Below are 12622 nucleotides of genomic sequence, written 5' to 3'. Positions count from 1 at the left end.
CCTTCAGCTGTGATGATCGATGAGGCGCGTGAGCAGGTCGATCAGGTGCCGCCGGCCGGCCGTGGGCAGCGGGGCGAGGAACTCCTCCTGGGCGGCGCCGAGCAGCCGGTCCAGGCCGGTGACCTGCTTGCGGCCCGCCTCGGTGATGGTCACGATGTTGCGAAGACCCTTGGATGGAGAACACCGGGCAGAGGGATTCAGCGATCATCTCAACTGGTCGCTGACCAGCAGTGTTGCGACGACCCCTTGAACCTAAGGGATTCACCCCACAGGAAGGGCGGCGATACATCCCTGGCGAGTCATACCGGCCTGCCTGCCCAGCATCTCAGCAGGAGGGCCAGGCGTTCTCCTCTGACGGGACACGCACGGGCTCGGGGCAGGTGAGGGCGCCGCCGGGGACGCCGCCGGGGACGCCGCTGGGAACGCCGCTGGGAACGCCGCTACGGCTCGTCCCGCTGCCGGCGTCATGCCTGCTCGCCGTGTTGCGCACGTTGTGTGATCCTTAGCCGGATGCGAAAGGCTCCGAGTGCGCTCGCTGTCCTGATCCTTGCCGGTATGTATGTGCTGGCCGCTGACACGGCCCTGAGCGGTTCTGGGCGGACGGTCGACGACGCCGTCGAGTCGGCGTCGCGCTGGGCGGTGAGATATACCGCCCAAGGCGGGGTGCAGATGGTAGCGACGGCGGACGGCGGGGCATTGCTGTTCGCCGCGGAGGGCCGACGGCGTGGCTGGTCGATGCTGCGCTGGGACGGGGGCTCCTGGAAGCGTGCCGGGCTGCCCGAACAGTTCGGCAAGGCCGGGCGCCTTGATGTGGCCGGTTCCGCATCTGGGAAGACGATCTGGGCGGTTGCGGCTGTCTACGGCGCGTTTGACAGCGTGACAGAGCATCTTTGGCGATGGTCTGAGGGGCGCTGGACGCGACACCTTTCCCGAAGCGCGGAGTGGAACCAGGTCGTCGGCATGGCCGTGGACTCCCAAGACAACGCGTGGCTCGTCACCGGCATGGATCCCGACGGCGACTCCTCGAAGGTTCTGCATCGCAGGGGGAAGACATGGCGGGACGACACGCCCCCGGCGCGTTCCCTGGCCGGGGTCGCCGCGGCTCGCCCTGACGATGTCTGGGTGGTGACCGACCAGCAGATGAGCAACGAGGTGGCCATCACGCTGCACTGGAACGGCACAGATTGGAGGAAAGTCGATCACCCGTGCGAAGCGGGGTCGGCTCGGTCGCTGTGTCGCGGGCGGCGTTACCTCGGGCAGATGAGCCTGGCCGCACAGCCAGATGGCCGTGCGTGGGCGGTCGGCCCCGCCTGGGCGGACGGTGGCAGCCCGGTCGTGCTGCGCTGGGACCGCACCCAATGGAAGCAGGTGAGTCTGAACGTGGTGCAGACAGCTTTGACCGCGGTGCGCACCGACCCGGCGAGTGGTCTGTGGATCGCCGCCAACCCTGCCTCCGGCGCCCCCTATGTGCTCAACCTTCGCAACGGCAGATGGACCAGATCAACCCTGCCCGGGGGCAGCCCGGCCGATCGCATCATCGGCATCGCTCCGGCGCCGGGCACGGCTCGGCTCTGGGTCCACATCGAGCGCCACGATCTCATCGGCAACCAGCCCGGCCACGAGAAGACCTCGCTGATATACGAGCTGGTTCAGTAAGGGATCTTGCAGCCGTGGAGTCAGAGCTCGGTTTCGCCGCCTCCATGCGCCGTACTGAAATGCCCGACCGTCGTGCTTCGGCCAGGGTATCGATCCAGGTGGTGCTTGCCATGATGGCCGCACACGCAGCGACCGCCCACCCGCCTTGTGTGACTGTTCCTCGTCCGATCCCAATGGGCGGAAGGTCCTCAAAACGTCCGGTTATTGCCCTGGCTGCCGCAGGAGCGACGACGTTACCTTTCTCGCAACAGCCGCTGCTCGACAGAAGAAAAGTCGTAGACCAGTGGGGAAATCGCGAGAGAGGGACAATGAAGAAAACGACCTGGGCATCCGCGATCGCCCTGACCGCCGGGCTCCTGATCCTGGCCCCGTACGCGGCGCACGCCGATGCAACGGAGATTCGCAATACCGGCACGGTCGGCATCGGCGCCGTCCGGTACAGGGACGGTAATTACGCAGTTGACGATAGATACGATGCCCTGATCCCAGGAGGGCGCTTTTCGGGCTACCCAAGCACTGCGGGCATCTGGGTCGGGCCGGGGTACTGCGTAAGAATCCGCGGCTGGCTCTGGGGGACTGAGCAAAACCCCCCGCCTCCGGAGGGTCTGACGGATCCCGTTGTCCTCACAGGGAACAGGCACGTCTGGTTCGGATCGGGTAGTTACGACGTGAGGGCCTTGCGGTCCACCGATCCCCTCTGCGCCAACGCGACCCGGAGCGCTGATCCTGGGCTCAATCTTCAGGCTGAGTAATCAGGCTGACGAACCTGAAAAGTGCTGAACGCGCCAGAACGCGCCTTTCTGCTCGCTGGAAGCCGCTTATTCTCCGATCCCTTCGCGGAATAAGCGGCACTCCGAAGGCACGGCTGTTTCCACTGCATGAGATCCTCCTTCAGGCGGCACCGCCCGCCTCAGATTCATCCCGGAGCCCGCCGCGATGCCGGCGGGCTCCGCCATGCTCCGGAGAACGTGGGCTACGCCCCTGGCGTCTCGGACGCGGGCCCGGTCAGGAAGCGCAGGCCCTCCAGCAGGTCCTCCGAGGACGGCGCGGCGTCCGGGTCCACCAGCCACTGCGACGCCAGGCCGGCCACCAGCGTCTGGACCACCGCCCCCACCCTCTCGGAGTCGGAGCCGAACAGCTCCGCCAGCCCCAGCCTGGCCTGCTCTCCCGCCTTCGCGAACGCCTCGCGCATCTCGGGAGTGCGGGCCATGTGCGCGACCAGCTCGAACTGGATCACCCAGAGCGGTCTGGCCGCGGCGAAGGAGTCGATGACCTTGCCCCAGATCGTCGCGAAGTCTCCCGGCTCGGCCAGCACGCGGCGCAGATCTTCGGCCCACTCCTGCATCGCCACCACCACGGCCTCGTTCAGCAGCGCGTCCTTGGTGCCGTAGTGGTAGCCGATCGCGGCCAGGCTCACGCCGGCCTCGGTGGCGATGTCACGTGCGGTGGTGCGGAAGTAGCCCTTGTCGTAGAGGCAGCGCTTCGCGCCTTCCAGAAGATCCTCTCGGTTTCCCATGTCCGTATGTTACACATCCGTATTGCACGTTTGTCTTAGACATGCGTACCATTCGAGGCATGACGAACATCCTCATCTCCGGCGCGGGCATCGCCGGCACCGCCCTCGCCTACTGGCTGCGCCGGCACGGCTTCGCTCCCACCGTCGTCGAGCGCGCCACCGGCGTACGCGACGGTGGCTACAAGGTCGACATCCGGGGCTCCGCCCTGGACGTCGCCAAGAGGATGGGACTGCTCGACGACATCCGCGCGCTCCGCACCGACGTACGCACGGGAAGCGTCGTCGACGGCGCCGGACGCCAGGTCGCGAGCATGGACGGCGACAGCTTCGGCGGGCGCGTCCACCAGGACGCCGAACTGCACCGCGGCGACCTCGCCCGGCTCCTGCACCAGGCGACCGACGGCGTCGAACACCTCTTCGGCGACTGGATCGCCGCCATTGACGGCACCCGCGTGACCTTCGCCAGCGGCCTCGTACGCCACTTCGACCTGATCGTCGGCGCCGACGGACTGCACTCCGCCACCCGCGCGCTGGCCTTCGGCCCCGAGGAGCGCTTCGTCCACGACATGGGCTACAACGTCTCGGTCTTCAGCGTCCCCAACCACCTCGGCCTCGACCGCGAGGAGCTCACCTACGTCGGCCCCGGCCGCACCGCGCTGGTCTACAGCACCCGGCAGGACACCGGCATGAAGGCCATGTTCCTGTGGAAGTCCGCGGACAAGGCCACCGGCCGCGACGCGCAGCAACGCGCCCTCGCCGTCGCCTACCGCGGATCGGGCTGGGAGGTGCCGCGCCTGCTGGAGGCCATGGCCGGCGCGCCCGACTTCTACTACGACTCCATGAGCCAGGTGCACATGGACCGCTGGCACACCGGCCCGGTCGCGCTGATCGGCGACGCCGCCCACTGCGCCTCTCCCGCCTCCGGCCAGGGCACCAGCCTGGCGCTGGTCGGCGCGTACGTGCTGGCCGGCGAGCTCAAGCAGGCCGGCGGCGACCACACGATCGCCTTTCCCGCCTACGAGGCCCGCATGCGCCCCTTCGCCGAGACCAACCAGGCGCTCGGCACCGCCAACATCAAGCGCATGGTGCTCTCCAGCCGGTCCCAGGTGCGTATGTCGATGCTGCTGCTGCGGCTGGCCGGCCTGCTGCCCGGCAAGGACCGCATCATGGCCAAGGTCGTCGAGCCCATCCACCGCGCCGCCACCGCCATCGACCTGCCCGCCTGGTGACACCCCGCCGCCCGTACGGCCACACCGCCGCCTCCTCATCGTCGCCCCCAGAGATCCAGCGCTTCGCGTACTCCGCCTGCTCGACCGCCTCCGCAAACTGTCATCACCTGCGACGACCGGCACGGCAGAGACCCCGTCACCGCCTTCGGCGTGCACGGCGCCACAGACGCGGCGGTCATCCGCCGCCGGCTCCCTGCTCATCGGCTCCCGCACCCGCTCACCGCAAGCCGCGGGGTGAGCCGCGCGAAGGCTCGGGCGCGAGCCCTGCCGGTCGCTAGGCTGCGGCCGTACGATCCGCGGCGGGCGCCCCGTAGGTGTACCTCCGATCAGAGGGAGGGCCGATGGGCGAGACGCAGTTCCTTTGGAGCGTGGTGCTGATCTACCGGACGGACATAAGTGGCGGTTACACACCTCCACGTTTCAGTGAGGATGTGAGGGTGGTACGAGCCGATTCGGAGGACGCCGCCCAGGACGTGGCCATAGCTCTGGGACGGGAGGACGAGGTCAGGTACGGCAACACCTTCGACGAAGAGGTGACGTGGCGGTTTCTCGGAATAGCCTCGCTGCAACTGCTCCAGATCGACGAGCCTGAAGCAGGAGCCACGCTGCTGTCACGATCATTCGACAGCCTGGACCGCTACCGGGACCTCTTCGAGGTCGATGACCTGCCGGAAGAACCTCAGAACCCTCTGTAAGGGTCCCTTGCACGGGGCAAGGCGGTCCATCGGTTGTCCGTCACCGGCGGGCAGGAGGCGTTTCAGCCCGGCCGGACCGGCGCGCATGAGAAGGGCGGCATCGAGGGCCACATCGGCCGATTCCGCGTCGATCAAGTGGTCCCTGTCCCCGAGGCCGACCCAGATCGACGAGCAGGGTGACGGACGGGTAGGCGATCATGGCCATGTCCACCGAGGCCGCGGCATGATGGCGGAATCCAGCCATGCCGACCCCGGCAGCCGAACCGACGGGCGTAGGACTGCGACGTCCACTCACGCTTGGTCAGATGGCATTTCGGCAGGCAACACATGGCCGGTTCAGGCATCAGGGATCACGGGTCGTCGGTTCGGCCCCGCCGCCGTGAAGCCCAGCAGCAGTTCGCCGATCGTCTCGGGCGCTTCCAGCATGGGCAGGTGCCCGACGCCGGGCAGCAGCGCGACCCGGGCGTTCGGCACCGCGTCGTATCGGTGCGCCGACGACGGCTCCCAACGGGGGTCGGCAGCACCGAAGATCACCTGCACGGGGACGCCGAGGGCGGCGAGCCGCTCGGGCACGCTGCATTCGGCGATGTAGGCGGTGTTCCGGCGCAGCACCGTCCTCATCACGCGGTAGGTGATGGCCCGTACATCGGCGACCACGTCGTCCGGGAGGTCCACGGGGCGAACGGCCGTCGCGCTGATCCCCTTGCGGATCATCGCATCCGAACGCCTCGGCCAGATGAGCGGGCCCAGCGGCGGGGTCAGCAGCACCCGAAGGATGAACGGCTGCCGGAGCAGCGCATCCGGACTCGGGCCACTACTGATCAACGCAAGCGAACCCACGAGGTCGGGACGTTGCTCGGCCAGCGCGGTGGCGACGTAGCCGCCGCTGGAGTGCCCGGCCACGGCGACGTGACGAAGCCCGAGGCCGTCCAGCAGCGCCGCCACCTGACCCGCCTGCGCGGGCACGTCATACGACGGCGCGGGCGGGGACTGGCCGCAACCCGGGAGGTCGACCGGATGACGTGATGGTGACCGGCCAGCGCCGGGACCACCGGACCCCAGAAACCGCTCGAGGCCCCCGACCCGTGGATGAGCAGGCAACTCCACCCGATGTTCCCGCGGCGGATGCGGGTGGGCGGGCTCGGGCAGTGGCCGGACCGCGAGCACGTCTTCGATACCGCGGTCGCGGAGATGATGACGGCACCGACCTTCGTCTTCCTACTGCCGGAGTAGATCTGCCAATGGTGGTGCCGGCTGGTGCAGTAGGTGTGCACCCTCCTCGGTACTCCACCACGTGGCTTTCGTGCCCAGCGGCTGGTTGGGGAACTTCGCTTTCCGGAGGTTCTGGCACTGACGCGTGGACACCCGGTTGTACGGGAAAGCCTCGCCCGCGGCGACCGTTGGACCGGCAGTCGTCCGCGGTTTCGGTGTGTTCTCCTGCTTCCCTTTACCCTCCTCACCTTTGGTTCTTTCGGTTGTGCCGGTCTGTTCGCGGGCCGGCATCTCGGACATGATGGCGTCGGCTGGCGCGTGCAGATCAGCGACATCCTGCGCGCTCAGCGGTCGCTGGTAGAGTGCCGTTCCTCCCGCAGCGATCGGGCAACGTGGTGAACCAGCGCGCGGGAGACGTCGAGCATGGCACGATGAGCAATTACGTGGAGCCTTTCGGCTGATGGGAATCCTGTGGTGGAACTCATCTACCGGAGGCTCCACGCCTGTCTCCGGCCTTCGGCGACTCCTCCCGAAATTCCGGTACGTGACTGCGGACGTCAGAAAATCCCCCCAGTCATCCGAATGATTTCCCTGAGATCACCTCACGCTGTTCGTCACAGATTCCCGGTGGCTCGAACGATGTTGTAGTAAGCGTCTGCTTCACGCCGGCATAAAACGCCGGCCGCGGACTGCCATCCGTCGAACTTGTCGCAGACGTCGTACATATCGCGCCTGAACTTCTTGTCGATCCTGTGGCGATTGTCTTCGGTGAAGCGGTTCTGCTTCTTGTAGTTGCGGTAGCCGAAGTCGTGCCGCTGGCACGAAGGCTTGAAGTTGAACCCGCTGGGCCGGTCGGGCGACTTGGAGCAGGCGTCACTGCTCCAGTCGATGCCCTGGCCGGCGTACGGCCGCTCAACGCGGAGCTTCTGGAATGCCGACATCGAGATCTCGTAGAGCCACATGTCGGTGAACTTCCGCTTCTGCTTCGCCGTCAGTTTGAGTGACGCGCTCGACTGCTGGTCCGGCGCCTGTAATGCGGCGGCGGACGTCGGGGCCGCCGTCCCGACACCTGTGACGGTGACCACCGTTACGACGATGGTCGCCAGTGAACCTCTCAACATGCCGTCGAATCCACCTTTCCATTCATTTCGATGAGCGGCATTGCCGTCTCGGGATGCCGGGAGTAGTGGCGCCGACGCAGTTCGCCGGTGCCGCCGGAGATCGCTGTGTGCCGTCGCTCCGGAGCGGTTCGCGCAGCTCTTGCCGGAAGCGGGGCGGTGCGATGTCAACCGCGTTGGGGAGTCTGGGCCGAGGCCGGCACCGGTTTTCCTGGGCAGGTGGTGGTGTGCTTGCCGGTCTCGAAGTAGTCGATGATCTTCGCGGCGCAACCGGGTACCTGGGCCGCGGAGCCGTGGACGTCGTCGTTGACGGTCGCCAGGGTTCCACCGATGACCGCGCGCATGGCAGGCGTCCATTCGTACGGTGTCTGGGTCTCGTAGCGATGGCCGGACAACACCAGCGAGCCGCTGACGGGCCGCACCGTCGGCGGCTTCGCCGGCAGCAGCCATCCCGCGCACATGTGCACGAAGGGGCTCGTCCGGCCGGTCACCGGATAGTCCTTGAGACGCTGCTGGTAGTCCTTCCAGTTCGACGCGAACGTGCTCGGGCTGGAATCCTCGTTGCAGTGGAACGCGCGGCCCGCTGTCTTGTCGGTCTGCGTTTCGTCCCCGGCGGGCGGGTCGCCGAACGCCTTCTTGACCGTCGGTGGCGCGACCGGGCCCTTGGCGCCGGTGAGTTCTTTGAGTACTTGGGCCATCATGGGCCATTGAGTGCTGGGACGACCTGCGGCCTGGGCGATGAGCGCCCCGTCCACGGTGAGGTCGACGTCCGTGAAGGTCAGCGGTTCGGCGTCGTACGAGGCGACCATGTCCTCCACCGCCGCAACCACCTGCCGCTTCGACGTGCCCAGCCCGTAGGTGTCGTCGCGCTCGGCCATCCATGCGGCCATCCGCTGGAAGTTGCGGTCGACGGCGTCTGTGTGGGTTGTCGTCCAGAAACCCTTCCAGATATCGGGCGGGGTGGAGCTGTCCAGCCACATCCGGTCGACATTGCCGGGAAACATGGTGCGCATGACCGCGCCGAGCCACGTGCCCCAGGAGACACCGAAGAAGCTGATTTTCCGATCGCCCAGCGCGGCGCGGATCCGGTCGATGTCACGGGCCACGTTCGGGGTGGTGAGCTGCCCGATGAATGCGAGGTCCTGCTGAGTGCACTGCTTGCTCCACGCGACCATGTCGGCGTAGGTTTTCTTGGCCTGTTCCTCGGTGATCGGCCCTGGCGAGGGCTTGCCCCGCGGGCCATCGGGGCAGGTGACCTTGGTGCTGCGGCCGACGCCGCGCGGGTCGATCCCGATCAGGTCGTAACGTTCGTCGAGTCCCGCCGCGCCCCTCATGACGAGGTTGAGAGGCATCAGGTAGCCGGAGCCGCCAGGCCCGCCCGGGTTGAGCGCCAAGCTGCCCAGGCGGTTCTTCTGGTCGGCGGCCTTCAACCTGGTCAGGGCTACGATGATCTGCTTTCCGCCTCGGTCTTCATAGTCCTGGGGTACGCCGATCGTCCCGCAGTCCATACGGCCGAGCAATTTCCTGACCGCGGCGAACTGATCCTCCTTGTAACCCATCTTGCGCAGATTCTCGTCGGAGAATTCCGGGCATTTCCCCCACGCGATGGCAGGAGTTCTGGCCCGGGAGTCGGCTGCGGCGGCGGGGGTGCCGACCGTCAGGGAACTCATCAGCAAAGCTCCTGAGATCAAGCAACCACTCGCGCGGACCGCTGTCGCACCATTCACTGATCGAGCCTTTCCTCGGAGAGAACGAGCTGGCCGGACAAGAGGGCCTCCCACGGTGTCGGTCGCCGGCGGTTTGCTTCTTTATCCACCAGAGGTTGTTTCGTGGCCGTTTCCGTGAAGGCTTTCGCCCTCTCATCCGGGGTGGCCTTGTGGCAGCAGAGTGAGCGCTTCGGCCAGGGCCCAATGCCATTAACTTTGATCATCTCTGCTGATCAGGCGGCGTTGTCGAGCTCGTGAACGCTGTTGTCCGTGGTGGGGAGGGCGTGGATGGCCGCGTCCGAGGGGGTTTCGGGTTCGGCAGGCTGTCGCTGGTCGAGACGCCACAGGGTGATCTTCGTGCGTGGGAGGGGCTTCTTGGCCTGGTCGCGTTGTTTGGGGAAGCGGCGTCCCGCTCGGCGTTGTTCGCGGCGGAATGAGCGTTGCCGCCGGGTTTCGGGTAACAGGTGGTGTGGGTCGGTGATCTCGTAGATGACGTCGTCGACCAGGTCAGACAGAGCTGAGGGGGGAAAGCGCCGCCTCGTCGGAGACGTGGCGGCGGACGGCCTGGACGGTACGGGCGAAGGAGATCCGGTCCGGGTCGATCCCCGTGGCCTGCGCGGCGGTCGCGATCAGATGCCGGATCGCCTGGTAGAGGCAGAGGAGGGCGTAGGCTCCTGACGGACCATGTCCGGGCTCTTGGAGCGCAGCACCACCTCTGGGCCACCGCGTAGCCGGGTCTCCACCTCACCGATCGCGGTCTCCAGCTTCCAGCGTTCGGCGTAGCGGTCGGGGAACTCCTCGATCGGGTACGCCTCCGGGTCGAGCAGGGTGGTGACCAGGCAGAACAGCTCGCCAGGCGCAGCGGTGCCGTTATCGGCTTCGGGCGAGACGGAGTACTCGATGACCCGTACCGGGATGCCGGGGATGCCGGGGATGCCGGCGGGAGCGGTCTTGTTGCGCCGCAGTTTCTTGGCCTGGCCGGGGTCAGCGATCCGGGACAGGTAGCCGCCGTCGGCAACACCTCGAGGATGGGCAGGTTCACGTCGGCCTTGACCCGGAAGATGGCGTGCGCGCCGGTGGCCACCACCGCCGCCAGATCCTCATGCGAGAGGAACCCCCGATCGCCGACTACCAGGTCACCGGTTTGAGCAACGCCCATAGCGTGCGGGCCATGGTTTGCTCGCCCTGAGTCAGCGGGCCGACCTGCAATCCTTGCAGCGCCCGGCTGCCCGTCTCCGCCAAGGCGACCGTCCGCACCTGCGGGTAGGCGCTTTCGCCCTTCACATTGGACGGCCGCCCGAACGCGGCGTCGTTACCCGGGCTGGCCTGCACGTTCATGGTGAACCCATCGATAGCCAGCTTGCGCAGTCCCCGCCAGTAGGCCCATGGCGCCTCCTGCGGTCCGCTCTGCGCCGGCACCATCGACATGCTCAGCAATTCCGCGAGCGGCTCCCACCCCAGCCGGACCCGCGCCTTACTGATCGCCGCGGGCGAGGGCTGCATCCGGCAGTCCCGGCTCCCTGCCTGCCTTTACCCGCTGCCCTGCTCTCGCCACGCGAAGATCATACCGCCCCATGATCATCTAAGTTAACGGCATTGAGCCTTGCGCCGTTCATGGCGGCGCCCACTCCGACAATCTCATCAAGACCGTTGACGGAAGCATCGTTCTCATCGACTTCGAACGCTTCGCATTCGGACCTCCAGAAACGGACCTTGCGGTCACCGCCTTGGAGCACGGCTTGGGCTGGGGTACGCGGGCTGAGTACGATCAGTTCGCCCGAGCGGTACGGGTTCGATGTTCTGGCCTGGGATGGTTATTCAGTGCTCAGAGACATCAATGAGCTGAAGATGACGACCTGGCTTATGCAGAACGTCAACGAAGACGCCGCCATAGCGCGGGAATTTCGTAATCGCATGTCTTCTCTGCGCAATCCAGATGCGCCCCGGCAGTGGCGTGCGTTCTAAGCATGTAAAGCTCGTGAATCCCCCCAGCGGAGCAGTGCGCCATCGGGCACATCTTGGCTGGCGAAGTGAAACGGCACGCCCAAGCTGCAGGCTATTTCACGACAGCCTCAACGGCTTCCGGCCGGGGAGGGGCCTCTCCATTGAACACCTGCAGGTCGCTCCCGCGACGAAACGCCGCGAGCGTCCGCTCGTCGAAGCGGTGATGATGCTGGCCCGGTCGTTGAACGATCTTAGATCGCGACCACCGGCTCGCCGTTCTCCTCAATCGGTCTCATTTTAGGCTCCTAATAAAAAGCAGGAGCAACAGGCCGGAGGACAAACGGAGAGCGAGATCCACGAGCGTGCGGCGGGTGTTTGGTATCCACGCCCTGTGGGGTGATTCCGGCAGGTAGATAACGGGGACCTGCTCGCCGACTGCGGGGTGCCAGCTGGGCTTTACGCCCATGTGGGCCAATGCGTGAACGAACGTGACCGTTTCGCCTCGCTGATCCTTGAACTTGATCCTTGGATAGGCGGCGAGCCGGAATCCATATTTGTCAGGTTCTCTAAAGATCGGGGGCGTTTCTATCACGACGGTGCCCACTGCGTGTATCCCTCGATCGCGGAGCTCCAGGCGAAGCCGGTCCTCCTCGCGCTTTGTAATGCCTTTCAGTTTGGCTACCTTGTAGTAGGCATAGCGCCAGGATCGGCCCTCGAGTGTTTTGTCGGTGTTGACCGGTTCGGTTTCGGTGAGCAGCCGCGCTTTTGTCGGATCTTCTGGCAGGTAGACGATCTCAACCTGGGTGCCCGCCGGTGCACCGAAGGCGCGTCTCCAAGGGGAGCTGACATCGGGGGTAAAGTGTCGCCGATTGCCTTGTTGATCCTGGAACCGGATCCAGGGGCCGGCGTCTGGAACATGCTCAATGACCGTTCCCATGGCGCGGATCCCACGACGTCGGAATAACCGGATGCGCCACAGTCTAACGAGCGCCGACAGCAGCAGCGCCACGCCAGTCAGCTGGAGTACAGAAAATATGGTTACCATATCTCTTCCCGAGACGCGTCCACAGCTTGAACTCTTCCGGTGTCCTCCACGGGAATGAGAAGGCCAGACTTACCTTGCAGGCGGCCTGCTTGTTGTCCGCCCCCTTGCCTTCGATTCTCGTAATACCACACTACCCTGTAACACGGGATCAATGGCGCCGGTGGACCGCAACAGCACGATGGCTGCAATCAACTCTCCACTACGCAGGTGTTAGTCGTTTCGATCACGAACTTCCGGGAACACCTTATGCCCGCCGCTCACCCCTTGCTCCCACACGTATCAGTCTGACCCGCGTTGATCACGGTGATGCTACATCCCTCTCTACCGCTCTCTAAGCGTTCTCTGGTGCGTATTTGCTGGCCACAGCGGCATTAAACTCCATCACCTGGACGTCGCTCGCGTAACTGGTACTACATCGGTAGATCTTTAAGTCGTTCGCCAGCGTGACTGCTGGTGTATCGGTGATGGTCTGCGAGTGACCTTGTGCCTCACCTACGATCT

Annotated in this window: 12 protein-coding genes; 5 read left to right on the top strand and 7 right to left on the bottom strand. The window is 65.8% G+C overall.

Annotated features, from left to right (window positions below; all coding sequences use genetic code 11):
- Positions 1 to 3: 3 nt before the first annotated feature.
- Positions 4 to 153, bottom strand: a complete 150-nt coding sequence (locus tag AB0K12_RS47605) for a hypothetical protein (RefSeq protein WP_364575858.1) — start codon at positions 151 to 153, stop codon at positions 4 to 6.
- Between the two features lie 402 nt (positions 154 to 555).
- Here AB0K12_RS47605 and AB0K12_RS47600 point away from each other — a divergent pair, with 402 nt between their 5' ends.
- Positions 556 to 1656, top strand: a complete 1101-nt coding sequence (locus tag AB0K12_RS47600) for a hypothetical protein (RefSeq protein WP_364575856.1) — start codon at positions 556 to 558, stop codon at positions 1654 to 1656.
- A gap of 973 nt (positions 1657 to 2629) precedes the next feature.
- Here the strand turns inward: AB0K12_RS47600 and AB0K12_RS47595 are convergent.
- Positions 2630 to 3172 (bottom strand): TetR/AcrR family transcriptional regulator, encoded by a 543-nt coding sequence (locus AB0K12_RS47595; RefSeq protein ID WP_364575854.1) that lies wholly within the window; start codon positions 3170 to 3172, stop codon positions 2630 to 2632.
- A 59-nt stretch (positions 3173 to 3231) separates the two neighbouring features.
- Between AB0K12_RS47595 and AB0K12_RS47590 the strand changes: the two genes are divergently transcribed.
- Both AB0K12_RS47590 and AB0K12_RS47585 read left to right on the top strand, forming a co-directional pair.
- Positions 3232 to 4401: an FAD-dependent monooxygenase gene (locus tag AB0K12_RS47590; protein WP_364575852.1), complete on the top strand. Its 1170-nt coding sequence runs from the start codon at positions 3232 to 3234 to the stop codon at positions 4399 to 4401.
- Between the two features lie 341 nt (positions 4402 to 4742).
- Positions 4743 to 5096, top strand: a complete 354-nt coding sequence (locus tag AB0K12_RS47585) for a DUF4288 domain-containing protein (protein ID WP_364575850.1) — start codon at positions 4743 to 4745, stop codon at positions 5094 to 5096.
- A 336-nt stretch (positions 5097 to 5432) separates the two neighbouring features.
- On the opposite strand, the gene AB0K12_RS47580 is transcribed toward AB0K12_RS47585, so the two are convergent.
- Positions 5433 to 6062, bottom strand: coding sequence for an alpha/beta hydrolase (locus AB0K12_RS47580; protein WP_364575848.1), 630 nt, complete (start codon positions 6060 to 6062; stop codon positions 5433 to 5435).
- 123 nt (positions 6063 to 6185) lie between these two features.
- On the opposite strand from AB0K12_RS47580, the gene AB0K12_RS47575 reads away from it, so the two are divergent.
- On the top strand, positions 6186 to 6329 hold the full coding sequence (locus AB0K12_RS47575; RefSeq protein WP_364575846.1) for a hypothetical protein: 144 nt from the start codon (positions 6186 to 6188) through the stop codon (positions 6327 to 6329).
- 593 nt (positions 6330 to 6922) lie between these two features.
- Here AB0K12_RS47575 and AB0K12_RS47570 read toward each other — a convergent pair.
- The 3 genes from AB0K12_RS47570 to AB0K12_RS47560 form a co-directional block, all read right to left on the bottom strand.
- Positions 6923 to 7429, bottom strand: a complete 507-nt coding sequence (locus AB0K12_RS47570) for a phospholipase (protein ID WP_364575844.1) — start codon at positions 7427 to 7429, stop codon at positions 6923 to 6925.
- Between the two features lie 164 nt (positions 7430 to 7593).
- The gene (locus AB0K12_RS47565) at positions 7594 to 9096 is read right to left on the bottom strand and encodes an alpha/beta fold hydrolase (protein WP_364575842.1); all 1503 of its coding nucleotides are present in this window, start codon (positions 9094 to 9096) and stop codon (positions 7594 to 7596) included.
- A gap of 1164 nt (positions 9097 to 10260) precedes the next feature.
- The gene (locus AB0K12_RS47560; protein ID WP_364575840.1) at positions 10261 to 10635 is read right to left on the bottom strand and encodes a hypothetical protein; all 375 of its coding nucleotides are present in this window, start codon (positions 10633 to 10635) and stop codon (positions 10261 to 10263) included.
- Between the two features lie 92 nt (positions 10636 to 10727).
- Here AB0K12_RS47560 and AB0K12_RS47555 point away from each other — a divergent pair, with 92 nt between their 5' ends.
- Complete coding sequence (locus AB0K12_RS47555) at positions 10728 to 10973, top strand: phosphotransferase (RefSeq protein WP_364575941.1); 246 nt, start codon at positions 10728 to 10730, stop codon at positions 10971 to 10973.
- 395 nt (positions 10974 to 11368) lie between these two features.
- On the opposite strand, the gene AB0K12_RS47550 is transcribed toward AB0K12_RS47555, so the two are convergent.
- On the bottom strand, positions 11369 to 12121 hold the full coding sequence (locus AB0K12_RS47550) for a DUF3592 domain-containing protein (protein WP_364575838.1): 753 nt from the start codon (positions 12119 to 12121) through the stop codon (positions 11369 to 11371).
- Between the last annotated feature and the right edge of the window lie 501 nt (positions 12122 to 12622).

Origin of the sequence: Nonomuraea sp. NPDC049419, from assembly GCF_040676995.1 — a bacterium.
GTDB classification, from domain to species: Bacteria; Actinomycetota; Actinomycetes; order Streptosporangiales; family Streptosporangiaceae; genus Nonomuraea; species Nonomuraea salmonea.
The sequence above is the reverse complement of the archived record's forward strand: the minus strand, read 5'-3'. Positions and strand labels throughout refer to the sequence as shown.